The organism is Curtobacterium sp. MCLR17_032 (assembly GCF_003234795.2).
Classification (GTDB): Bacteria; Actinomycetota; Actinomycetes; order Actinomycetales; family Microbacteriaceae; genus Curtobacterium.
In genome coordinates this window covers 2112469-2134909 of record NZ_CP126268.1, presented here as the reverse complement: position 1 = coordinate 2134909, position 22441 = coordinate 2112469, and the positions used below count along the sequence as shown (strand labels likewise).

Sequence of the window (22441 nt, the reverse complement as noted above, 5' to 3'; positions counted from 1 at the left end):
GTCGCCACACCGCAACGAAAGTCGTTATGCTCGCCGCATGTCGATCCCCGATGAGCGAGCCGCTGCGCTCCGTCAGAAGAGCTCCGTCAGCTTCGTGTTCGTCGTCTCCCTCGGCATGATCCTGGTCGCTGCCGTCCGCGCGTGGTTCATCGTCGCCGGGATGATCGACCAGCTCGCGCACCGGACGACCGGCATCGACTGGACCTGGACGCTCGAGATGCCGGTCGCCCGCCCGTCGGGGGCGCCTGTCGACGGTGCGAGGGTCGTGGCCGGGACGACGCCGGCGGTGACCGAGATGATCGGACGGGTGCAGGACCTCCCGGCCTCGACGATCGTGCTGCACGACCTGAGCGACCTCGTCACCGTCCTCACCGCGGGCGGGATCGCAGTCTGCCTGCTGCTCGTGACCCGCAGCATCGGCGACGGGCGTCCGTTCGCCCGGACCTGCTCACGCGCGCTCACGACGCTCGCGGTCATCGTGTTCGCGGGGTTCGAGGCTGCCTCGGTCCTGCAGACCGCGAGCGAGCTGGCGCAGCCGTCGATCGCCGGGGCGCTGCCCGAGTTCCTCGGCACCTACACCGGCCACGGCGGAGAACTGGGCGCCCCGTTCTGGCCGCTCGTCGCCGCAGCCGGACTGTCCGCCCTCGCAGCGGTCTTCCGGACGGCCGCCGGGTACCGGGACGACTCGTCCGGACTGGTCTGATGGCGATCGTCTGCCGACTCGACGAACTGCTGCTGGCGCGCGGGATGACGCTCGTCGACCTCTCCGAACAGGTCGGGGTGAGCACCGTGAACCTCTCGATCCTCAAGAACGGGCACGCGAAGGCGGTCCGCTTCAGCACGCTCGAAGCGATCTGCGTCGCACTCGGCTGCCAGGTCGGGGAGCTCCTCGCGCAGGTGCCGGACGCGTCGGCCTAGGCTCGGTCCGTGTTCGAACTCCACCACCTGTCGGCGCAGGAACTCTGGGACTGGATCCGCCGTGGCGACACCACCGCCCGCGAGGTCACCGACCACTACCTCGCCCGCATCGAGCGGCTCGACCCCGAGCTCGGCGCGTTCGTGACCGTCACCGCCGAGGCCGCGCGTGCCCGGGCCGACCACCTCGGCGACCTGGTGCCGACGTCGCGGCCGTTGTGGGGCCTCCCGTCCGCGGACAAGGACCTGACGGACCGGCGCGGGGTGCCCACCCGGTCCGGCACGCTCGCCCTGCCGGGGGACCCGGCGACGGCCGACCATCCGCTCGTCGTGGCGCTCGACGACGCCGGGGCGATCAGCCTGGGCAAGACGGCGACCCCGGAGTTCGGCATGTCGTCGTCCTCCGAGACGCGGTTCGGCACCACCCGCAACCCGTACGACACCACGCGTGCCCCGGGCGGGTCGTCGAGCGGCGCCGCCGTCGCCGTCGCGGCCGGGCTGCTGCCGGCGGCCGTCGGGTCGGACGGCGGCGGCTCGGTGCGGATCCCGGCGGCCGCCACCGGCCTGGTCGGCCTCAAGCCGAGCCGCGGTCGCGTGCCGTCGATGCCCGGGCGTGCCGGACTGGGCGGACTCGCCGTCGCCGGGCCGCTCACCCGGACCGTCGCCGACGCGGGGATGCTGCTCGATGCACTCGTCGCACCGACCGGGGTGCCGGAGCGGCAGCCGTACGCGCTCGTGACGCCCGACGTCGGCGACGGGCCCTTCACCGCGGCGGCCGTCCGAGGCGAGGGGCGCTTCGTCGTCGGTCTGCTCGAGGGCTCGCCGTGGGACGACTTCGTGGACGTGGTCGTCGACCCGGCCGCGCGGGAGGCCGTGGACACCGCCGTCCGCGTGCTCGGCGAGGTCGGACACGGGGTCGAGGACGTGACGATGCCGCGCCTGCCGTACGCCGAGCCGTTCCAGGTGGCGTGGGAGTCCTCCGGCGCCGGCATCGCCCGGATCCCGGGGATCGACCTGTCGGCCCTGACACCGCTCGTCGCCTGGCTGGTCGAGCGCGGGCGGTCGCTCACGAGCACGCAGGTGCTCGACGCGATGGCCGGACTCGACGCGTTCTCGGTCGCGCTGATCCGGGCGTTCGACCGGTTCGACGCCGTCCTCACCCCGACGCTCGCGATGACTCCGCGGCCCCTCGGGTGGTACGGCGACGACCCGGAGGAGGACTTCCGCCGTCAGTGCGCCTACTCGCCCTGGACGTCGATGGCGAACGTGTCGGGGTTGCCCGCGATCACCCTGCCCGTCGGGGTCACCGGCGAGGGGCACCCGGACGGCGCGGGACTGCCGATGGGCGTGCAGCTCATCGGACGCCCGGGTGGGGAGCGGGTGCTCCTGGCGATCGGGGCGCAGCTCGAGCGCCGACTGCGCTGGCAGCGGCGCCACCCGGACGGCTGGTAGCGCGGGCGGCCGGACTCCGTCTGTCCGGCGCGCCCGGGTCCTGCCGCCGAGTGGTCAAGAGTCGTCGTTCTGGGGCGGCGTTGCCGACGGTTCGTGACCGGTCGGCGGAGGTGAGCGGGGTGTCGTGACCGGTCGGCGAACCCCGCGCCCCCGGCCCTACGGCAGCGTCGGCGCCGCCGCGACCAGGGCCCGCGTGACCTCGTGCGTCGGCGCGTCGAGCAGGGACACCGGGCCGTGCTCGACGATCCGCCCCGCCGACATCACCGCGACGGTGTCGCACAGCCGCTGCACCACGCCGATGTCGTGCGAAACGAGCACGAGCGTCGCCCCGAGGTCGTCGACGAACGAGCGGAACAGGTCGATCACCCGAGCGCGGACCACGACGTCGAGGGCGCTCATCGGCTCGTCCCCGAACAGGATCCGCGGCCGGTGCACCACCGCCCGGGCGATCGCGATGCGCTGCCGCTGCCCGCCGGAGAACTCGTGCGGGTACCGGTCGGCGGCGTCAGCGGGCAGGTCCACCCGTTCCAGGACGGCGGCCACCATGGCCCGGTGGTCGCCCGCGACCCGGAGCGCCCGGAGCGGTTCGGCGACGATCGCGCCGACGCGCATCCGCGGGTCGAGTGAGGCGACCGGGTCCTGGAACACGATGCCGGTCTCCCGACGGAACCAGCGCGAGGACGCGGCCGATGCCCGCGCGTCCACGAGGCGGCCCGACGCGTGCACGGTGCCGGTGGTGGGAGCCTCCAGTCCGGCGAGGAGGCGGACGAGCGTCGACTTGCCGGACCCGGACTCGCCGACGATCCCGAGCCGTGATCCGGCCGCGACGGTCAGGTCGACGCCGTCGACGGCGGTGCGGACCGCGCCCGGCTCGAACGGGCTGCGGCGGGGGAGTCGGTACGTGCGGCGGAGGTCCGTGCCGACCAGTGCCGGCGCGGTGGGGTCGGGGTCGGTCACGAGGTCCTCCTGGCGGTGGCGCGCGCCGCCTCGACGAGCGCCACGGTGGCGGGGTGCCCGGGCGTGGCGAGCAGGTCGGCGACGCGACCCTGCTCGACGACGCGCCCGGCCTCGAGGACGACCGCCGTGTCCGCGATCCGCGACAGCACCGCCAGGTCGTGCGTCACGAACAGCATGCCGGTGCCCCGGGAGGCGGTGAGCGACTCGAACAGGTCGAGGATCCGGGCCTGCGTGGTCACGTCGAGCGCCGTGGTCGGCTCGTCCGCGACCAGGAACGCGGGCTCGCCGGCCATCGCAATCGCGATGCAGATCCGCTGCCGCTGCCCACCCGACAGCTGGTGCGGGTACTGCCGGAGCAGCAGTTCCGGGTCCGGCAGGCCGACGTCCCGGGCGAGTCCGACGGCCGCCTCGGCGGCGGCGCGCCGGTCCAGGCCGCGGTGCAGCCGGAGCGGCTCGACGATCTGCTTGCCGACCCGGCGGAGCGGGTCGAGCGCGGTGCCCGGCTCCTGGAACACCATCGCGATCGCCGCACCGCGGGTCCGGGCACGTTCGCGGTCGGGCAGCCCGACGACTTCCCGGCCGTCCAGGCGGATGCTGCCGGTGACCGTCGCCCCGGCGGGCTCCAGGCCCATCAGGGCGAGCGAGGTCATCGACTTCCCCGACCCGGATGCGCCGATCACGCCGACACGTCGGCCGGGAGGCACGGCGAACGTCACGTCGTCGAGCACCGTCCGCCCCGCGATCCGGACCGTCAACCCGCGGACGTCGAGGCCGGGCGCTGCCGTCTCGTCGCTCATGCGATGCCCTCCGTCCCGGTGACGGTGCCGGTGCCGGTGCCGGTGCCGGTGTCGCTGCCGGTGCCGGTCCTGCTGCCGGTTGCGCTGGCCGCGTCCGGCCCCCGCCGACTCGTCGTCAGCCGCGGGTCGGTGGCGTCCCGGACGGCGTCCCCGAGCAGCGACAGCGCCATCACGACGATCGCGATCGCCGCTCCCGGCCAGGTCGCACTCCACGGGTGCACGCCGATGTAGGTCTGCAGGTCGGACAGCAGCCGGCCCCACGAGGCCGTCCCCGCATCAGCGCCGTAGCCCAGGTAGGACAGTCCGGCCTCGGCGAGGACCGCGGTCGCCATCGCGAGCGAGAGTTGCACGGTGAACAGCGGCGCCGCGTTCGGCACCAGGTGGCGGAACAGCACGCCGAGCGGGCCGACGCCGGACGCCCGGGCCGCGACGACGTAGTCACTGCGGGCGATGCGGCGGATCTCGCCGCGGGCGACCCGGGCGATGGTGACGCCGAACGCCAGACCGACGGACACCACGACGACGCCGAGCGACCCGCCGTACACCGCGGTGAGGAGCATCGCGGTGAGCAGGGTGGGGAACGCGACCAGGACGTCGAGGAGCACCGCGGTGGCCTCACGGACCCAGCGGGCGGTGAGCGAACCGATCGCGGTGAGGACGATGCCGACGACGCTCGCGATGACGCCGGCGCCGACCGCGACGACGAGCGTGGTCCGGGTGCCGGCGAGCAGGTAGCTGGCGATGTCGCGGCCGACCCCGTCGGTGCCGAACCAGTGCGCGGCGCTCGGACGCTCCCACTGGTGGAACGGGTCGGTGCGGAACGGGTTCTCGGGCGTCCAGACGAGCGACACCGCGGCCAGCACGACGAGCAGCCCCAGGACGACGACGGCGAACAGTCCGGTCGGGGTCCGGAGCAGTCGGCGGAGCGCGGTCACGACGCGGCCTCGCGCTGCCGCGGGTCGAGCACACGGTGCAGCACGTCGACGGCGAACCCGACGAGCAGCACGAGTCCGGTGAGCACGAGCAGTTCGGACTGCACCTTCGTGATGTCACGGCGGCCGACGTCGGTGACGAGCATGCGGCCGACCCCGGGCAGCGAGAACAGCTGCTCGACGACGACCGCGCCCACGAGCAGGCCGGCGATCTGGACCCCGAGGACCGCGAGCACCGTCAGTGCGACGCTCGGCAGCCCGTGGCGGAGGAGGGCGCGGTTCTTCGTCAGGCCGATCGCCGCCGCGGTCCGGACGTGGTCGGCGTCCAGGACGGACAGCGTCGCGGACCGGGTGAAGCGGAGGATGACGGCCCCCTCGACCGCACCGATGGTCAACGCGGGGAGCACGAGGGCGGCGAACGCCCGGTCCGGAGTGTCCCAGCCGTCGAGCGGGAAGCCCTGCACGGGCAGCCAATGCAGGGTCACCGCGAACAGGGCGACGAGCAGCATGCCGGCCCAGACGACCGGGATCGCAGCGACGGCCTGCGCGGCGGCGGAGATCACGGCACCACCCGGTCGGCGGCGGAGCACCGCGGCCAGGACCCCGAGCGGGACGCCGATGACCAGTGCGGCGGCCAGCGACATGCCGGCGAGGGGCAGCGTCACCGCGAGCTTCTGCGCGATCTCCGGGGCGACCGGGCCCCGGGTGACCAGTGAGGTGCCGAGGTCGCCACGGAACAGGCCGCCGATCCAGTCGAGGTACTGCAGCACGACGGGCCGGTCGAGCCCGAGCTGCTCACGGAGCGCGGCGACCTGGGCGGGCGTCGCCTCGGCGCCGGCGACGACCTGCGCGACGTCGCCGGGCAGCACACGGAGCGTCGCGAAGACGATCAGGCTCGCCACGAGCAGTCCGACGGCGAGCAGGAGCGCCCGCCCGACGAGGAATCGGGTCACGAGTCCGATGCTACGAGACGGCGAGGTCCGCCAGGTCCAGGCGGGTCGTGGTGCTGTCGAACGGGAACCCGGTGACGCCGTCGCGGATCGCGGTCGTGGTGGTCGCCGTGTAGAGCCACTCGGCCGCGGCGTCCTCGCTGACGATCTTCGCCGCCTGCTGCAGGGCCCGCACCTTCTCGGTCTGGTCGGTGGTGGCGACCGAGGCCGCGTAGAGCCGCTGGACCTCGGCGTTGTCGTACCCGAAGTAGTAGTCCGGGTCCGCCCAGTTGCCGAAGTCCCGCGCCTCGGTGTGGTTCACCATGCTGAGGTCGAAGTCCTTCTTCGTGAAGACGGAGTCGAGCCAGGTCGCGAAGTCGACGCGCTGCACCTTCAGCGTGATGCCGACATCGGCGAGTTCGGAGGTCAGGACGTCACCGATCGCCGTCGGGTACACGTTGGCGTAGGTCAGGGTCAGCGTCGGCTTCGTCACGCCGGCCTGCTGCAGGAGCTTCTTCGCCGCTGCGGGGTCGTACGCGTCGACGTCGGTCAGGTCCTGGTAGCCGGGGTCGAGGGCGGGGATCGGACCGCCCTGCTCCACCCCGCCGCCACCGATGGCCTTGATGACGGCCTTCGGGTCGATGGCCTGCCGGATCGCCCGGCGGACGCGGACGTCGGTGAAGGGCGCCTTCTGGTCGTTGAAGGCCAGCGTGTACTTGTCGGTCGTCTTGCCGGTGTGCAGCGTCACGCCGGAGGTGCCCTGCAGCTGGCTCTTCAGCGTGCCGTCGACCGCGGTCTCGACGTCGAGGTCGCCGCCGGCCATCGCGTTCACGGCCGTCGACGGGTCGGTGATGTACCGGAAGACGACCTTCGCCACCTTCGCCTTCGTGCCCCAGTAGTCCGGGTTCCGGCGGAAGGTGAGCGAGTCGCCCTGCTTCCAGCTGGCGACCTCGAAGGGCCCGGTGCCGTTCGCGGTCTTCGTCCGGTCGTTGTCCGCTGCCTGCTCGAGGACCAGCCCGGCCCGGCCGGTGAGGTTCCAGAGCAGGTCCGAGTCCGGCTTCGACAGCGTCAGGGTGACGGTGTCGTCCCCGGTCGCTGCGATGGTCTTCACCGACGCGAGGTCGTCCGCGTCGACGTAGGACTCGTGCGCCTTGACGTCCTCGAGCGACCAGACGACGTCCTTCGCGGTGACCGGCTCGCCGTCCTGGAACGTCGCCCCGTCGCGGAGCGTGAACGTGTAGGTCAGGCCGTCGCCGGAGACCTGGTGTGACGACGCCAGCACGTCGCGGACCTTCCCGTCCGCGGTCCGCCCGACGAGCCCCTGGTAGACGTTGTCGATGAGCACCTGGTCGAGCGCGTTGCCGGACTGGGTGCGGATGTCGAGGCTCGTCGGTTCGAGCACCAGGCCGACCCGGACCGTCGCGTCGGCGCCGCCGCGGGTGTCGTCGGAGCCGCCGGAGCAGCCGGCCAGGGCGACCGAGGTCGCGACGGCGAGGGCTGCCGCGGCGAGGGCGGTGCGGTGGAGCGGACGCATGCTGGGTTCCTTCCCGGAGCCGACCCCGTCGGGGGCCGGATCGATCCGGTGCAGGGCCGGATCGGAGGCGCCGGGACGACGGTCGTCGGCGGCGCTCGGACGAGGCTACCGGGCGCTCGGGCGTCGGCGGTGTCAGGTCTCGGACGAAGTCGCAGGGGGTTCTTCGACGCCATCCAACAACGCGTGCGTGCTCGCCCATTCCCGGATCGCCCGGGCGAGCGGCAACGGAGCCTGCGTCTGCACGGCGTGCCGCGACTCCACGGTGACGATCGTCGCGTCCGGCAACCGCTCGGCGAACGCCTGGTGCAGCTTGGGGGAGACGTACCCGCGGTCACCCCGGACGAGCAGCAGCGGCACGTCGAGCTGCTCGAGGTCCGGCCACGCGTCTGCGAACCGGCCGACGGACGACATCCGGCCGCCGAGGTGCGGGAAGTGGTGTCGCCGGACGAGTCGACCGTCCGCGCCGACCCGCGTGGAGTGCCGTGCTTCGCGGCGGAGCGTCGCGTCGTCCCCGCCCACCCGGGCCGCGATCGCCCGTTCGACGACCTCGTCGAGGCTGGCGAAGGGCTCCTCGGACTCCAGTGCCCGGGCGATCCGGTCGACCGCCCGCTGCGCGAAGTCCGGCGACATGTCGACGAGCACGAGGCCGGTGACCCGCTCCGGCGCGAGGGCAGCCAGTCGTGCCGACAGGATCGCGCCGAGTGAGTGCCCCACGATGAGCCCCGGCGGCACGTCCAGCGCGTCCAGGGCGGCAAGGACGGTCGGTGCCGTCGCGGTCGCCGCGTAGTCCGCGTCCGCCCGCCACGCCGACCGGCCGTGCCCCGGCAGGTCCAGCGCGACGGCCGGCTGGTCGACCGCGATCGCGGTCTGGTCGAAGCTGTGCGCGTCGATGCCGAGCCCGTGCAGGTAGGTGATCCGGGCCTCCCGTCCGGGAGCCGGCGGAGGGGTTCGCGACCAGCGGATCGCGGAGACCGTCCCACCGTCGGTCGGGACCTCCTGCCGGGAGGCGCGGAGCGGCTCGGTCACGCCGCTCGCGGCCGCCAGGGCGGGGACGTCGGCGAATTCGTCATCGTGCTCGGACACCCGACCAGTGTCGCAGTGCGACGCGCCCTGTTCTCCTTAGGTAAGGCATGCCATACTCGAGGGGTGGCAGCCCGGTACCGCGTCTTCTCCGTCCGTGTGGCAGCCGTCTCGTCGCTCACCCCGCACTTCGTCCGGGTGACGCTGACCGGCGACGAGCTCGCGGACTTCTCGGCCGTCGGTCTCGACCAGCGCATCAAGGTTCTTCTGCCGCTCGACGGGCACGGGTTCTCCGACCTGCCCGAGGGCGAGGACTGGTTCGCGGCGTGGCGTGCCCTGCCGGACGCAACGCGCAACCCGATCCGCACCTACACGGTCCGCTCGTTCCGGCCGGACGCCCACGAGCTCGACATCGACTTCGTGGCCCACGGCGACGCCGGCCCGGCGTCCCGCTGGGTGTCGGCCTGCCGCGTCGGCGACGAGCTGCGGATCGTCGGCCCGAGCATGCCGGAGTCGCCGGCCGACCTGCCCTCCGGTGCCGCCGAGTTCTCGCCCGGGTCCGCGAACCGGATCCTCCTCGCGGGGGACGAGACCGCCGCTCCGGCCATCTGCGCCATCCTCGAAGCGCTCGACGTCAGCGCCGTCGGCCACGTGTTCATCGAGGTCCCGACGGACGCCGACCGGCTGCCGGTCTCCGCGCCCGCCGGGGTCGAGGTCCGCTGGATCGCCCGGAACGGTGCGTCGCACGGAGCCCGGATGACGGACCACGTGCACGCTTGGGCCTCGACCGTCGCCCCGGACCCGCTCGTCGTCGCCGGGCGTGCTGCCGCCGGGGCCGAACTGGCGGACGTGGACGTCGACCAGCAGGTGCTCTGGGACGTCCCGCGCGAGGACGACGACCTGCCGGTGTACGCCTGGATCGCGGGGGAGGCCGGCTGCGTCAAGGAACTCCGTCGCCACCTCGTGCGGAGCGTCGGGCTCGACCGCAAGCAGGTCGCGTTCATGGGGTACTGGCGGCACGGCAAGGCGGAGTGTTGAGCCCTGCCTCGGTCCTCACGCCGGAGGCCCCCGTCACGGCGCTCGGTGCCCGCGGACTCCGGCTCGGCTACGACGACCGCGTGGTCGTGCACGACCTCGACGTGGACGTCCCGGACGGCGAACTGACCGTCATCGTCGGGCCGAACGCGTGCGGCAAGTCGACACTGCTCAAGGCCCTGGCGCGGACGCTCAAGCCGTCGGCCGGCACCGTGTACCTGGACGGCCGACCGATCACGTCGTACCGCCCGAAGGCCGTCGCCCGGCGGGTCGCGATGCTGCCGCAGACGCCGATCGCCCCGGACGGCATCACCGTGCGGGACCTGGTGTCGCGCGGACGGTTCCCGCACCAGGACCTGCTGCACCCCTCGAGCGGGACCGATCGCCAGGTCGTGCAGGCCGCTCTGGCGCAGACCGACATCGTGGGGCTCGCCGACCGTGGCGTCGACGAGCTCTCGGGCGGGCAGCGGCAGCGGGTCTGGATCGCGATGGTGCTCGCGCAGCAGACCGACATCGTGCTGCTCGACGAGCCGACGACGTTCCTCGACATCGCGCACCAGTACGACGTGCTCGAGTTGGCATCCACGCTGCACGCCGCCGGGCGGACGGTCGTCGCGGTGCTGCACGACCTGAACCAGGCGGCCCGGTACGCGACGCACATGATCGCGATGCGGGACGGCGTCATCGTGGCGCAGGGGACGCCGGAGTCGGTGGTCACCGAGGAGCTCGTCGCCGACGTCTTCGGGCTGCCGTGCGTGGTCGTCCCCGACCCGGAGACCGGCACGCCGCTGGTCGTCCCGCGCCGCGCGCGCTGAGCCGGGCGACGCCGGCCGCTCGGCTCAGCGGCGCGGTTCGGTGGCGCGCATCGGCCCCGCAGGTCGGCGGCGCGGATGGGCGTCGCACAACGGAAACCGGCCCGAACCGCGGGATGCCGTGGTTCGAGCCGGTTCCGGTTGTGCGTGGCCACGCGGCACCGGGCCACGCCGGCAGCGCGGGTCAGCGGTAGCCGCCGTCCTCCAGCCCCGCCTCGACCTCGAAGCGGTTGCGCAGCGGGTCCCGCCCGGCGACGCCGTACAGCAGCGGCATGAGCATGCCGTACCGGCGCCACTGCTCGACGTGCACGCGCTCGTGCCGGAGGACCCGGTCGCCGTCGTTGTCCCGTGTCAGGTAGACCGAGCCGACGCAGGTGCCGCCGCGCCGGAACACCCAGCGCGGCAGCCCCCAGCAGACGATCAATCCGTCGACGACCCGGACCGGGCCGGTCGACAGCGGCAGGCCGATCGCCAGGCCGACGGCGGTCGCGAAGAGCCACCCGGCGCGGGACACCGGCGAGGCGACGAGCGGGTTCCGCACGGGCTACTCGGGACGGCCGTAGGTCTCGAGCAGGCGGAGCCAGATCTCGTTCATGGTCGGGTAGGCGGGGACGGCGTGCCAGAGGCGCTCGAGCGGGACCTCGCCCACGACGGCGACGGTGGCCGCGTGCAGCATCTCGGCGACGTCCTGCCCGACGAAGGTGACCCCGACGACGACCCCGCGGGACTCGTCGACGACCATCTTCGCGCGGCCGGTGTAGCCGTCCGCCTGCAGTGCCGAGCCGGCGATGCTGCCCAGGTCGTACTCGACCGCGCGGACGTCGATGCCCTGCTGACGGGCCTGCTCCTCGGTGAGGCCGACGCTCGCCACCTCGGGGTCGGTGAAGGTGACCTGGGGGACCGCGGCGTGGTCGGCGGTGGCGACGTGGGCGCCCCACGGCTCGGCGTGCACCGGACGGCCCTGGACGCGTGCCGCGATGACCTCGCCGGCGGCGCGCGCCTGGTACTTGCCCTGGTGGGTGAGCAGTGCGCGGTGGTTCACGTCGCCGACGGCGTAGAGCCAGTCGGTGCCGGTGACGAGCATGGTGTCGTCGACGTCGAGCCACTCGCCGTCGGTCAGTCCGACCGAGGACAGACCGAGGTGCTCGGTGCCGGGTGCACGGCCGGTGGCGGCGAGGACCTCGCTGGTGACGAGGGTCGTGCCGTCGTCGAAGGTCGTGGTGACGAGGCCGTGCTCGTCGCGGTCGACGCGGGTGGGGTTCACGCCGGTGCGGACGTCGATGCCGAGTTCGCGCATGCCGTCGGCGACGAGTTCGCCCGCGAAGGGCTCCATCCCGCCGAGCAGACCGTGGCGGGCGGCCAGGGTGACCTTCGCGCCGAGGGCGGCCCAGGCGGTCGCGAGCTCGGAGCCGGCGACGCCGCCACCGATGACGAGCAGGCTCTCCGGGACCTCCTGCGCGCTGGTGCCCTCTCGGGTGCCCCACGGCTTCGCCTCGGCGAGGCCCGGGACCGGCGGCAGGGTGTGCACCGAGCCGGTGACCAGGGCGATCGCGTGCGCCGTGTAGGTGGTGCCGTCGACCTCGATGGTCTTCTCACCGGTGATCGTGGCACGGCCACGGATCAGGGCGATGTCGGCGGACTCGAGCCACTGCACCTGCGACGCGTCGTCCCAGTTGCTCGTGAACGAGTTGCGTCGGGCGAGCACGGCGGCGGCGTCGACGTCACCGGTCACGGCCTCCTTCGCGCCACCCAGGCGCTTGGCGGCCGCGACCGCGTGACTGCTGCGCAGCAGGGCCTTCGATGGCATGCAGGCCCAGTAGGAGCACTCTCCGCCCACGAGTTCGGCTTCCACCACGGCGACCGACAGGCCGCGCTTGTGGGCGTAGTCCGCCACGTTCTCGCCGACAGCGCCGGCTCCGATCACGATGAGGTCGTAGTCCGTCATGTGGCCGAGCGTAGCCGCCGACGGGCGGGCATCAGCCGGGAGCGGTGCGCTGTGTGGAGGACCCGCCGCGTCGGACCGGTCAGGCCGTGCGTGCCGCGGTGGACAGGGCGCCGACGACCCGCAGGATGACGCCCATGTCCTCGACTGCGCGGCTCGGGTCGACCGGGGCGAACCCGGTCAGGGCAGCGCCGACGAGGCGCCGTCCAGCCGTGGCCGCCTGCACGAGGGCGACGAGGGCGGCGCCGTCGATGCCGAAGGGGACCGGCTCGAGCAGCCCGTCGACCTCCGACGGGTCGAGCACGTCGAGGTCGACGTGCACGAACACGCTGTCGGCGCCGGTCCGCTCGACCGCTCCGCGCAGGGCGTCCGGGGTCGCAGCGTCGACGTCGAGGTGGGTGATCCCGGCGCGGTCCAGGGCCGCGGCTTCGGCGGACTCGGTGCCGCGGGTGCCCGCGACCACCACCGAGGCGGCCCGGACGACGGGCAGGTCCGGGAACAGGTCGGCGGGGCGGTCGACCAGGAGGCGCAGGGCGGCCGTCTCCGCAGCCACCGGCTGAGCACGGTTCAACGCCCGGAACCCGCTGGACCCGGAGAGCCGCACGACGGCCGTGTCCGGTCCGACGAGGACGGAGGCACCGAGCACGCTGGACCCGTCGCCGCCGATCACCAGGACCGGTTCGGTCGCGACCGCGGCTTCCTCGGCGACGGACCCCGAGACGGTGAGCACCGAGGTGTACCGGGCGACCGCCGTGTCCAGTCGGTCGCCGGCACCGGTCGGGACGTCGATCGTGGTGGTCGCCGTCCGGGGCAGGTCCGCTGCGACGGCGGCTGCTCCGTCCGCGAGCCGCATCGCACGGGACGACGCCGAACCCTGCCACTGACCGACCACGATGAAGCGCATCGTGTCAGTCTGTCAGGCGGGTCCGACGTCGTCCGGTGCAGTCGCGGTCAGACCGTCGGGCCGCCGGACTTCAGCGCGGCGAGACGGGCCTCGACCTCGGCGTCACGACCGACGTCCTCGAGGCTCTCGAACTGCGCGTCGAGGCTCGACGCCTGCAGTTCCTGCTGCCCGATGACCTTGGCCTCTTCACGACGGACCTTCTCCTCGAAGCGGGCCAGGTCGCTCGTCGGGTCGGTGATGTCGATGTTGCCGAGGGCGTCGTTGACCTTCGACTGGGCTTCCGCCGTCTTGGCACGGGCGACCAGGGTGTTCCGCTTCGAACGGAGCTCTTCGAGCTTCTGCTCCATGCCGGCCAGACCCTGCTTGAGCTTCTCGACCTGCTCGTTCTGGGTGGCGAGCGGTGCGGCGTTGTCCTTGACCTCCTGCTCGGCGGCGATCTGCTTGCCGATCGCGATCTTGGCGAGGTTGTCGAACTTGTCGGCGTCGGCGGCCTTGCCCTCGGCGCGGTACCGGTCCGCCGCGGTGGAGGCGTTCGCGGCCTTCTGGCCCCACTCCTGGGCGGCGCGGACGTCTTCGTCGTTGTCCTGTTCGAGCAGGCGGAGGTTGCCGATGGTCTGCGCGATGGCGCTCTTGGCGTCCGCGATGTTGTTCGAGTAGTCGCGGACGAGCTGGTCGAGCATCAGCTGCGGGTCCTCGGCGTTGTCGATGAGCTGGTTGATGTTCGCCCGGACGAGCGTGGAGATACGGCCGAAGATGGACTGCTTTGCCATTGCTGGTTCCCTTTCGTGGATGGATCACTGGTGCGTTCGAGTGGTCTGGTCAGAAGCGTCCGCCGCCGGAGAAGCCCCCGCCGCCCCCTCCGCCGCCCCCGCCGGAGAACCCGCCACCCCCGCCGAAGCCGCCGCCAACACCGACATCGACGCCGCCCTCGCCAGTGCCCGCACCGCCGAGGACGATGCCGGTGACGAGCCCGCCGAGCTGGGCACCGCCGCGCCCGCCGCCCATGCCGCCGCCGGCCCCCGGCCAACCGCCCATGTCGTCGTTCGCTTCGTCGATGGCTGCGGCGGCGTACTGCTCGGCCGCGCGGGCTGCCTGCAGGGCACGCTGTGGGTCGGTCGTGGCGAGGTCGAGGGCGTCGTCGAGAGCCCGTTCGGCCTCGGACAGTCGGGTCCGGGCGGTCGAACCGACGCCGCCGCGGTGCGCGGTGACGTACTGCCGTGCCTGCGTGATCCGGCCGCGGGCGTCCCGCAGGGCGGCGTCGAGGGCCTGGGTCGCGCGGCGGTGCTGCTCCTCGGCGGTGCGGGCACTGGCGAGGGCGGCGTCGATGTCGGTGTTCGCCTTCGTCAGCGCGTCGACGGCCCCGACCGGGTCGCGGGGGTCGACGTCGGCGCGGAGGACCCGCTGTGCCCGGGCGACGGCGGCGGCGAGGTCTGGCCCGCCGGTGCGCAGCGTGCCTGCGGCGGCGAGGTCGCCCTCGATGTCGGCGCGCATCGCCTCGGCGCGGGTGGCGGCGTCGGCGAAGGTGGTCTCGGCTGCCGTGACGGCACCGGTGAGCTGCTGGACCTGGGCGAGTGCGTGTTGACCGTCCCGCACGGCGACGACCGCTTCGCCGCGGTCACCGGCGGCGAGGGCCGTCCGGGCTGCGGCGGCACGCTCGTCGGCGTACTGCAGGACCTCGGCCGCCTGGTCGACGTTGTCCGCCACGGTCGCCAGCGTCCGCCCGGTGTAGGCACTCCGGACACGCTCGAGGGCGGCGCGCGCGGCATCGACGGCGGCCGGGGCCGCAGCGAGCGAGGTCGTCAGGTCGGCGGAGGCGGTGTCCACCGTGTCCTCGAGGGCGCGGAGCTGGTCGAACGCCTCGGTCTGCGCCTCGAGCGCCGCGTGGGCCTGCTCGCACGTCGTGATGATCTGGTTCGACCAGTCGACGCGCTGCTGCGGGGTGTCCGGGACCTCGTCGTCGAGCTGTTGCTGCAGCGCGAAGGCCTTCCGGACCTCCCGCTTGGCGATCGCCACGGTGTCGGCGAACGGCTTCGCGGCGTCCTCGCCGAACTGCGCCGAGGCGAACCCGACCTCCTGCTCGGCGGTGCGGATCTCGTCGTCGATCGTGACGAGGGCGCCGCCGGCTCGACGTTCCAGTTCGGCGAGGGTCTGTTCCTGCTGCACGCGGGCTGCGGCGGCCCGGCGCTTGTTGCGGGTACGGATCACCAGGACCGCGACGACGGCGGCCAGCACGGCCAGGCCGAGCAGGATCCACAGCCAGGTCAGGTCGGCGGGCTGCTGGCTCTGCTGCAGGCCGCCCGCGAACGCCGTCGCCGCCCCGGACCAGTCGCCCTGCTTGAGACGGGGGAGCAGTGCGGTGTCCACGGCGTTCTCGACGTCGCTGGAGCTGATCGCGGTCTCGTTCGTCTGCTGGACGTCGTAGTTCCGCTCGTCCACCGCGACGGAGAGCAGGATGCCGTCGGTCTCGATCTGGTTGCGCTGCATCGTCGCCGCACCCCAGGCCGTGTGGTCGCTCGGGTCCGTGAACGACGGGACGAACACCACGTAGAGCTGGGTCTTCGTGTCCGTGTACAGCTGCTGGACGGCCTGTTCGACGTCGGCCTGCTGGGCTCTGGTGAGGGCACCGGCGTCGTCGACGACGTACGCGCTGCCGATGTCGACCGGGGCGGTGGCCTGCGCTCCGGCTGCGGGGAGCACGACGAGCGCCACTGCCGCCACCGCTGCGACGATCCCCGACACCAGGCGTGCCAGCCTCGTCGTTCCGGGGTCAGTCCTGCCGTCGACCGCGCGCATCCGTCCTCTTTCCGTGGTCCTGTCGACCGGGTCCGTGGCCGTCGCCCGGAGTCTATCCAGGGGTCCGCTGGACGGGCCGGGGCTGTGGACGACCCGCTCGGCTGTGGACGGGATGTACCCCGTCCGGCTGTGGTCGACCCACGCAGGAAGCGGACAAGCCGAGAGGGGTGTCCCCCGAAGCGGGGTATGGTGAGTCCACGTCAACGAGGAAGGGGTCCAGCAATGGAGCGAGCGACCACTGCAGAAGTCGTCCCACTGGAGGACGGGTACCACCGCGTGTCGACACCGCTGAGCGGTGTGATCGGGTTCGTCCGTGAGAGTGACGGCCGGTACGAGGTCCTCCGTGGCCGCGTCCGCCAGGCGACCCGGTCCGAGGGCAAGTACGCGACCATGAACGTCGCGCTCATCGCCCTGACGCACGCCTGAACGCCGCCGTGTCGGACGGTGTCGTCGTCCGTGTCCTGTCCGGACGCGGGTCACGCGCCGCCGACCGGGAGGCGCTGGTCGCCGTCGTCGCGGACGTCACCGACACCGCCCCCGCGCTGGTGCGCGTCGTCCGTCGCTGCCCGCACTGCGGAGCGGCCGACCACGGCCGGCCGACAGCCGTCGCGGACGGTCACGACCTCGGTGTCAGCCTGTCGCGGACGACGGGGGTCCTGGCACTCGCCGTCGTCCCTGGCCCGGGCATGATCGGCGTCGACGTCGAACGTCCCTCCCGCGTCGCCGCCGCCGAGCTCGGCGCGTTCACCCCGGGGGAGCGTGAGCGAGCCGCACGCTCCGGGTCCGCAGACGTCCACCGCACGGCGTGCTGGGCGATGAAGGAAGCCGTCCTGAAACGCGACGGTCGGGGTCTCCGCGTCGACCCGACCGCGGTTGACGCCGTGCTCGACCACGGGAAACTCGACCACACGTTGCTCGACCACCTGGACCTCCACCACGGCGCGTCCGAACCTGCCCGGCACACCGCTCGCCTCGACGGGCTCGTGCACCCGGTGACGGTCCTCCGGCTCGACGAGGACCTCGTGCTCGCCGTCGCGGCCGACGGCGCCCCGGTCACCGTCCAGGACCGACGCCACCGGACCGACGGAGCCCGACCGACAGGCCCTACGGCAGCGCCGGCACCCCGGGCTCGTCGATCCACGGTCCGGTGACGAGCAGCACGTCGCCCGGGGTGCTCCCCGCGGCGGCGGCGAACGCGGCGACGACGTCGGGCGTCGTGACCGTGCCGTGCCGGTGCCGCTCGGTGACGGTCCGGAGCCCGGCGGTGAAGGCGTCCTCGCCGATCGTGCGACGGAGGGCGTGCAGGGCGAGGGCTCCGCGCTTGTAGACGCGGTCGTCGAACATGTCCCGGGCGCCGGGGTCGGCGACGACCAGGTCCTGCGGCTGGTCGAGCAGCCCGGCGCGGTACTGCGCGGCCAGGTCGTCCGCCGAGTCGCCGCCGCGGTGCTCGGACCACAGCCACTCGGCGTGGCAGGCGAACCCCTCGTGCAGCCAGATGTCGCGCCACTGCCCGAGGGTCACCGAGTTGCCGAACCACTGGTGGGCGAGTTCGTGGGCGATGAGCCGGTCGGTGCCGTGTTCGCCGTCGACGTGGTTCCGGCCGAAGACCGCCAGGCCGTGCGCCTCGAGCGGGATCTCCAGCTCGTCGTCGGTGACCACGACGCCGTACTCGGCGAACGGGTACGGGCCGAAGCGGTCGGTGAACAGGTCGATCATCTCCGGCACCCGTCCGAAGTCGGTCTTCGCCGCCGCGGTCAGGTCGGCCGGGTGGTGCAGGGTGACCGGGACGGCCCCGCCGCGGATCGTCGTGGTGCGGTAGCGGCCGATCTGCACGGTCGCCAGGTAGGTCGCCATCGGCTCGGTGACGGCGTAGGTCCACCGGGTACCGCGGGCGGTGCGGTCGCGGCCGAGCAGTTCCCCGTTCGCGACGACGTCGTAGCCGGCCTCGCAGGTGAGCTCGATGCGGTAGGTGGCCTTGTCGTCCGGGCGGTCGTTGCACGGGAACCAGGACGGGGCGCCGATCGGCTGGCTGGCGACGATGACGCCGTCGGTCAGTTCCTCCCACCCGAGCGTGCCCCACGGGCTCCGGAGCGGCCGGGGTGCGCCGCGGTAGCGGACGTGCACGGCGAACTCGGCGCCGGCGGCGATCGGGGTCGCGGGCGTGACGGTGGTCTTGTGCGTGCTGACCGAGACCTTCTTCGCGCGCACGCCGTCGACGTCGACCCGGTCGACCGACAGCCCGTGCAGGTCGAGGACGACCTTGTCGAGCGGTTCGTTCGCCACCGCGGTGAGGGTGGCGGTCGCGTCGAGACGGTTCGTGGCGACCCGGTAGTCCAGGTGCAGGTCGTGGTGGCGGCTCGACCAGCGCCGGTCGCCGCTGTGCGGGGTGTACGGGTCGGTGGCGGGATCGGTCTGCTTCACGGTGCCGGTCAGTCTGTCACGGCCCCGACGGGGGCCCGGGCGTCGGCGCGCTTCCCGTCCACCGTCCCGGTGGTGCCGTCCGGCCGGGAGGCACCACCCGGCTCCGACACGTCACCCGCCTCCGCCTCGACCACGTCCCGCCACGGCGGGTGCTCCCACGGCGAGATCGGGTTGCCGGCCCAGAGCGTGCCCGCGGGGACCTGTTCGCCGCGCATCACGAGGGAGGCCGGCCCGACGGTCGCACCGGGGCCGACGCCGGCGGCCGGCAGGACGACGCCGTGCGGACCGAGCGTCGCCCCCGCGTCGAGGGTGACCGTGTCGAGCTGCATGACGCGGTCGTGGAACAGGTGCGTCTGGACGACCGTGCCGCGGGCGATCGTCGCACCGTCGCCGATCGTGACCAGGTCCGCCTCGGGCAGCCAGTACGTCTCGCACCAGACGCCGCGGCCGATCGTCGCGCCGAGGCTCCGCAGCCACGCGGACAGAGCGGGCGTGCCGATGGCCTGCTCGGCGAACCAGGGGCGGGCGACGGTCTCGACGAAGGTGTCCTGCACCTCGTTCCGCCACACGAACGAGGACCACAGCGGGTGCTCGGTCGCGGTGATGCGTCCGACGAAGGCCCACTTCGCCAGGGTCGACACCGCGGCGGCGACCGCTCCGGCGACGATGAGCACCGGGCCGGCGAGCAGCACGGTCCACCCGATGCCGACCGTGCTCCAGAGCGCCAGGAGGGTCGTCGCGACGCCGAGGCCGATGCCGGCGGAGACCATCGGGGCGACCAGGCGCAGCAACTCCCACGCGCCGCGGGCGACCTTGAGCCGGGTCGGTGGCCGGAAGGTGCGTTCCTCGTCGAACTGCGCGGCGGCGCGGCGCAGGCGGACCGGCGGGCTGCCGAGCCAGGACGAGCCGCGTTTGGCCTTCTTCGGCACGGCGGACAGCACGGCGACGAGTGCCTCGCGGGGGACCGAGCGACCGGCGCCGGTCATGCCGGAGTTGCCGAGGAACGCCCGACGTCCGACCTTCGAGCGACCGATCTTCACGCGGCCGGCGCCGAGCTCGTACGTGGCGACCATCGTGTCGTCGGCCAGGAACGCCCCCGAGGCGATCTGCGTCAGCGCCGGGATGAGCAGCACGGTCGAGATCTCGGTGTCCCGGCCGACCTTCGCACCGAGCAGCCGGAGCCACAGCGGGGTCACCAGGCTGGCGTACAGCGGGAACAGCAGCGTCCGCGCGGCGTCGAGGATCCGCTCCGTGCTCCACACCTGCCACCCGGTCCGGGAACGCACCGGGTGCCGGCCCTCGACCAGGCCGAGCCCGAGCAGCCGGACCGCGGCGACGACGAGCCCCGCGTACACGACACCGGCGACGACGGTGGCCAGCGGCACCGCGAGCAGCGCCGGTCCCACCGCGGCACCGAGCGACCCCGGGCGTCCGACCACCGCGGCGGCGACCGCGAGCCCGGCCGCGACCCCGACGACGGGGAGCCCGGCGACGACGACCGAGCCGACCCCGTACGCGAGCAGCCAGCGCTTCGGGGAGGCGGGGCGAGCCTCCCGGCCGTGGCGTGCCGAGCCGACGCGTTCGGCGGGCGACCCGGCCCACCGCTGCCCGTCGGGGACGCGTCCGGCGACGGCGGAGCCGGCCTCGACCTCGGCGCCGTCCCCGACGTGCGCGCCGGGCATCAGTGTCGAGCGGCTGTGGACGACCGCGTCCGCACCGACGTGCACCGGACCGAGCCGGAAGACGTCGCCGTCCACCCAGTGCCCGGCCAGGTCGACCTCGGGCTCGATCGAGGCGCGCTTGCCGATCGTCAGCATGCCGGTGACCGGCGGCAGGGTGTGCAGGTCGACGTCACGGCCGATCGTCGCCCCGAGGGCCCGCGCGTAGTAGCTGATCCACGGCGCCCCCGCGGTGGAGGGGCCGTCGACCGCTTCGGCGATGCGCTCGGCCAGCCAGACCCGCACGTGCACCGACCCGCCACGGGGGTGGTCACCGGCACGGACACCGGCCAGCAGCAGCCGGGCGGCGACGACGGTGAGCGTCATCTTCCCCGCGGGGGTGACGAACAGCAGCAGGCCGACCACGAGCGCCGGCCAGGGCAGCACCGGCAGGAACGGCATCGTCGTGGTGTGCAGGACCTGCGCGACCAACGCCGTCCAGCTGAGCAGCCGGAGCCCGCGGAGCACCTGGAGCGGCAGCCCGAGGAGCGTCAGCAGCGCCCCGGTCGCCGGCGGCACGGGCACCACGTGCCGGGATGCCGCAGCCACCGGACCGGACTCGTCCAACGCGTCGGCGAGGGCACCGATGCGCGGGTGGTCGTACACGTCGGCCACCGTCGTCGTCGGGTACCGCTCGCGGATCGCCGAGACCAGCTGCGCGGCGGTCAACGAACCACCGCCGTGCGCGAAGAAGTCGTCGTCGACGTCCGCCACCGGTACCCCGAGGATCGCAGACCACCGCTCCGCGATCCACGCGACCGTCGGGGGCAGGTCCGTGCCCGTCGCTCCGGCGAGCGGCCAGGGGAGCGCCGCACGGTCGACCTTGCCGGAGGTGCGGGTCGGCAACACGTCGACGACGGCGAGGAGCGGCACCAGGGCGGCGGGCAGCTCCTGCCGGAGACGCTCGTTCGCGGCCGACGTGTCGATGGTCGCACCCGCCACCGGGGCCACGTAGCCCACGAGGACCTGGTTGCCGGCCGGGGTCCGCTGCACGACCGCGGCACCACCGGCGACGTCGTCCAGCGCCTGCAGGGCCGCGTCGATCTCACCCAGCTCGATACGGCGCCCGCCGAGCTTCACCTGGTCGTCCGCACGCCCCTGGAAGACGAGGCCCTCCGGGTCGTACCGCACCAGGTCACCGCTCCGGTACGCCCGCTCCCACCCGAGGGCCGGGAACGGCGCGTACTTCTCGGCGTCCTTCGCCGGGTCCAGGTAGCGGCCCAGCCCGACACCACCGATCACCAGCTCACCGACCTGGCCCGGGGCGACCCGCTGCCCCTCGGCGTCGACGACGGCCAGGTCCCACCCGTCGAGCGGCAGCCCGATCCGGATCGGCGTGCTGCCGTCGAGCAGGGCCCCGCACGCCACGACCGTGGTCTCGGTCGGCCCGTAGGTGTTCCAGACCTCCCGGTCGCGCGACGCGATGCGCGCGGCGAGCTCGGGCGGGCAGGCCTCACCGCCGAAGATCACCAGACGCACCGACTCCAGCGCGTCGTCCGGCCACAGCGCCGCGAGCGTCGGCACCGTCGACACGACGGTGATCCCGTGCGCGATGAGCCACGGCCCGAGGTCCACACCGCTCTTCACCAGCGACCGGGGTGCGGGGACCAGACAGGCGCCGTGCCCCCAGGCGAGCCACATCTCCTCGCACGAGGCGTCGAACGCGACACTGAGCCCGGCGAGCACCCGGTCCGTCGGCCCGAGCGGTGCCGACTGCAGGAACATCCGCGCCTCGGCGTCGACGAACGCGGCCGCGGAGCGGTGGGTGACGGCGACGCCCTTCGGCACCCCGGTGGACCCGGAGGTGAAGATGATCCAGGCGTCGTCGTCGACCGTCGGGGGCTCGGCGCTCGCCGCGGGGTCGGTGACCGGCAGGGCGGTGCCGTCGCGGCTCCGGAGGACCCCGCCGGCGCCGATGACGCCGACGACGTCCGCTTCGCCGAAGACGAGGGTGGCGCGTTCCTCGGGGTCGTCGGCGTCGACGGGGACGTAGGCGGCGCCGGCGGCGAGGACGGCGAGGATCGAGACGGACAGGTCGCGGCCGCCGGAGGGGATGCGGATCCCGACCCGGTCGCCGCGGTGGACGCCGTGGCGTGCGAGGTCGTCGGCGCGCTCGTGCACGAGGGCGAGGAGGGCCCGGTAGTCGAGCGGCCCGTCGGGGGTCTCGAGGGCGAGGGCGTCGGGGTGCGTCTCGGCGGTGGCGGCGAGGACGTCGAGCAGGGTCCTGGCGGGCGTCGCGCGGCTGCCCCGGTCGAGTTCCTGCTGCGTGGAGTGCGTCAC

General features: G+C 73.6%; 20 protein-coding genes. 7 read left to right on the top strand and 13 right to left on the bottom strand.

Translation table 11 applies throughout. The features are described 5' to 3' along the window. Positions 1 to 37 precede the first annotated feature (37 nt). The 3 genes from DEI97_RS10045 to DEI97_RS10035 are packed head-to-tail and all read left to right on the top strand — an operon-like array spanning position 38 to position 2367. Positions 38 to 703: a hypothetical protein gene (locus DEI97_RS10045; protein ID WP_111073648.1), complete on the top strand. Its 666-nt coding sequence runs from the start codon at positions 38 to 40 to the stop codon at positions 701 to 703. Next, entirely contained in the window at positions 703 to 918 is a 216-nt protein-coding gene (locus DEI97_RS10040) for a helix-turn-helix domain-containing protein (RefSeq protein ID WP_111073647.1), read from the top strand. Before DEI97_RS10045 ends, DEI97_RS10040 begins: the two co-directional genes overlap by 1 nt. Positions 919 to 927: 9 nt before the next feature. Then, positions 928 to 2367 (top strand): amidase, encoded by a 1440-nt coding sequence (locus DEI97_RS10035; RefSeq protein ID WP_111073646.1) that lies wholly within the window; start codon positions 928 to 930, stop codon positions 2365 to 2367. A 156-nt stretch (positions 2368 to 2523) separates the two neighbouring features. On the opposite strand, the gene DEI97_RS10030 is transcribed toward DEI97_RS10035, so the two are convergent. The 6 genes from DEI97_RS10030 to DEI97_RS10005 all read right to left on the bottom strand — a co-directional run bounded on the left by DEI97_RS10030 (position 2524) and on the right by DEI97_RS10005 (position 8599). Continuing rightward, positions 2524 to 3324: an ABC transporter ATP-binding protein gene (locus DEI97_RS10030; RefSeq protein ID WP_258376623.1), complete on the bottom strand. Its 801-nt coding sequence runs from the start codon at positions 3322 to 3324 to the stop codon at positions 2524 to 2526. Next, positions 3321 to 4121 carry an ABC transporter ATP-binding protein gene (locus DEI97_RS10025; protein WP_111073645.1) on the bottom strand — a complete coding sequence of 267 codons (801 nt, stop codon included), beginning with the start codon at positions 4119 to 4121 and terminating at the stop codon, positions 3321 to 3323. The genes DEI97_RS10030 and DEI97_RS10025 overlap by 4 nt, the downstream gene beginning before the upstream one ends. Continuing rightward, entirely contained in the window at positions 4118 to 5056 is a 939-nt protein-coding gene (locus tag DEI97_RS10020) for an ABC transporter permease (RefSeq protein ID WP_111073644.1), read from the bottom strand. The genes DEI97_RS10025 and DEI97_RS10020 overlap by 4 nt, the downstream gene beginning before the upstream one ends. Next, positions 5053 to 6006 (bottom strand): ABC transporter permease, encoded by a 954-nt coding sequence (locus tag DEI97_RS10015; RefSeq protein WP_111073643.1) that lies wholly within the window; start codon positions 6004 to 6006, stop codon positions 5053 to 5055. Before DEI97_RS10015 ends, DEI97_RS10020 begins: the two co-directional genes overlap by 4 nt. A 10-nt stretch (positions 6007 to 6016) precedes the next feature. Beyond that, positions 6017 to 7516, bottom strand: coding sequence for an ABC transporter substrate-binding protein (locus DEI97_RS10010; RefSeq protein WP_111073642.1), 1500 nt, complete (start codon positions 7514 to 7516; stop codon positions 6017 to 6019). A 132-nt stretch (positions 7517 to 7648) separates the two neighbouring features. After that, positions 7649 to 8599, bottom strand: coding sequence for an alpha/beta fold hydrolase (locus tag DEI97_RS10005; RefSeq protein ID WP_111073641.1), 951 nt, complete (start codon positions 8597 to 8599; stop codon positions 7649 to 7651). A 63-nt stretch (positions 8600 to 8662) separates the two neighbouring features. Here DEI97_RS10005 and DEI97_RS10000 point away from each other — a divergent pair, with 63 nt between their 5' ends. Together DEI97_RS10000 and DEI97_RS09995 are read left to right on the top strand one after the other, a co-directional pair. Then, complete coding sequence (locus DEI97_RS10000) at positions 8663 to 9574, top strand: siderophore-interacting protein (RefSeq protein WP_111073640.1); 912 nt, start codon at positions 8663 to 8665, stop codon at positions 9572 to 9574. Beyond that, on the top strand, positions 9571 to 10386 hold the full coding sequence (locus tag DEI97_RS09995) for an ABC transporter ATP-binding protein (RefSeq protein ID WP_111073639.1): 816 nt from the start codon (positions 9571 to 9573) through the stop codon (positions 10384 to 10386). The genes DEI97_RS10000 and DEI97_RS09995 overlap by 4 nt, the downstream gene beginning before the upstream one ends. 181 nt (positions 10387 to 10567) lie before the next feature. Here DEI97_RS09995 and DEI97_RS09990 read toward each other — a convergent pair whose 3' ends face one another. From DEI97_RS09990 to DEI97_RS09970, 5 genes are all read right to left on the bottom strand, one after another. Next, positions 10568 to 10924, bottom strand: coding sequence for a Fe-S oxidoreductase (locus DEI97_RS09990; RefSeq protein ID WP_111073638.1), 357 nt, complete (start codon positions 10922 to 10924; stop codon positions 10568 to 10570). A 3-nt stretch (positions 10925 to 10927) separates the two neighbouring features. Next, complete coding sequence (locus DEI97_RS09985; protein WP_111073637.1) at positions 10928 to 12328, bottom strand: dihydrolipoyl dehydrogenase family protein; 1401 nt, start codon at positions 12326 to 12328, stop codon at positions 10928 to 10930. A 79-nt stretch (positions 12329 to 12407) separates the two neighbouring features. Further along, positions 12408 to 13229: an arginase family protein gene (locus tag DEI97_RS09980; RefSeq protein ID WP_111073636.1), complete on the bottom strand. Its 822-nt coding sequence runs from the start codon at positions 13227 to 13229 to the stop codon at positions 12408 to 12410. Between the two features lie 47 nt (positions 13230 to 13276). Further along, positions 13277 to 13999, bottom strand: a complete 723-nt coding sequence (locus tag DEI97_RS09975; RefSeq protein WP_111073635.1) for a PspA/IM30 family protein — start codon at positions 13997 to 13999, stop codon at positions 13277 to 13279. Between the two features lie 49 nt (positions 14000 to 14048). Next, positions 14049 to 15968 (bottom strand): TPM domain-containing protein, encoded by a 1920-nt coding sequence (locus DEI97_RS09970; RefSeq protein ID WP_284158267.1) that lies wholly within the window; start codon positions 15966 to 15968, stop codon positions 14049 to 14051. Positions 15969 to 16244: 276 nt separating this feature from the next. On the opposite strand from DEI97_RS09970, the gene DEI97_RS09965 reads away from it, so the two are divergent. Together DEI97_RS09965 and DEI97_RS09960 are read left to right on the top strand one after the other, a co-directional pair. After that, complete coding sequence (locus DEI97_RS09965) at positions 16245 to 16448, top strand: hypothetical protein (protein ID WP_111043803.1); 204 nt, start codon at positions 16245 to 16247, stop codon at positions 16446 to 16448. Positions 16449 to 16456: 8 nt separating this feature from the next. Beyond that, entirely contained in the window at positions 16457 to 17173 is a 717-nt protein-coding gene (locus DEI97_RS09960) for a 4'-phosphopantetheinyl transferase family protein (protein ID WP_111073633.1), read from the top strand. On the opposite strand, the gene DEI97_RS09955 is transcribed toward DEI97_RS09960, so the two are convergent. Both DEI97_RS09955 and DEI97_RS09950 read right to left on the bottom strand, forming a co-directional pair. Then, positions 17127 to 18443, bottom strand: coding sequence for a M1 family metallopeptidase (locus DEI97_RS09955; RefSeq protein WP_181439128.1), 1317 nt, complete (start codon positions 18441 to 18443; stop codon positions 17127 to 17129). The genes DEI97_RS09960 and DEI97_RS09955 overlap by 47 nt on opposite strands. 8 nt (positions 18444 to 18451) lie before the next feature. Continuing rightward, the gene (locus DEI97_RS09950) at positions 18452 to 22441 is read right to left on the bottom strand and encodes a Pls/PosA family non-ribosomal peptide synthetase (RefSeq protein WP_181439127.1); all 3990 of its coding nucleotides are present in this window, start codon (positions 22439 to 22441) and stop codon (positions 18452 to 18454) included.

What these genes read in the sequence shown, in the direction of transcription:
- DEI97_RS10045 (WP_111073648.1), top strand. Translation starts at nt 38, where the DNA reads ATGTCGATCCCCGATGAGCGAGCCGCTGCGCTCCGTCAGAAGAGCTCC.
- DEI97_RS10040 (WP_111073647.1), top strand. Translation starts at nt 703, where the DNA reads ATGGCGATCGTCTGCCGACTCGACGAACTGCTGCTGGCGCGCGGGATG.
- DEI97_RS10025 (WP_111073645.1), bottom strand. Translation starts at nt 4,121, where the DNA reads ATGAGCGACGAGACGGCAGCGCCCGGCCTCGACGTCCGCGGGTTGACG.
- DEI97_RS10010 (WP_111073642.1), bottom strand. Translation starts at nt 7,516, where the DNA reads ATGCGTCCGCTCCACCGCACCGCCCTCGCCGCGGCAGCCCTCGCCGTC.
- DEI97_RS09985 (WP_111073637.1), bottom strand. Translation starts at nt 12,328, where the DNA reads ATGACGGACTACGACCTCATCGTGATCGGAGCCGGCGCTGTCGGCGAG.
- DEI97_RS09980 (WP_111073636.1), bottom strand. Translation starts at nt 13,229, where the DNA reads ATGCGCTTCATCGTGGTCGGTCAGTGGCAGGGTTCGGCGTCGTCCCGT.
- DEI97_RS09975 (WP_111073635.1), bottom strand. Translation starts at nt 13,999, where the DNA reads ATGGCAAAGCAGTCCATCTTCGGCCGTATCTCCACGCTCGTCCGGGCG.
- DEI97_RS09965 (WP_111043803.1), top strand. Translation starts at nt 16,245, where the DNA reads ATGGAGCGAGCGACCACTGCAGAAGTCGTCCCACTGGAGGACGGGTAC.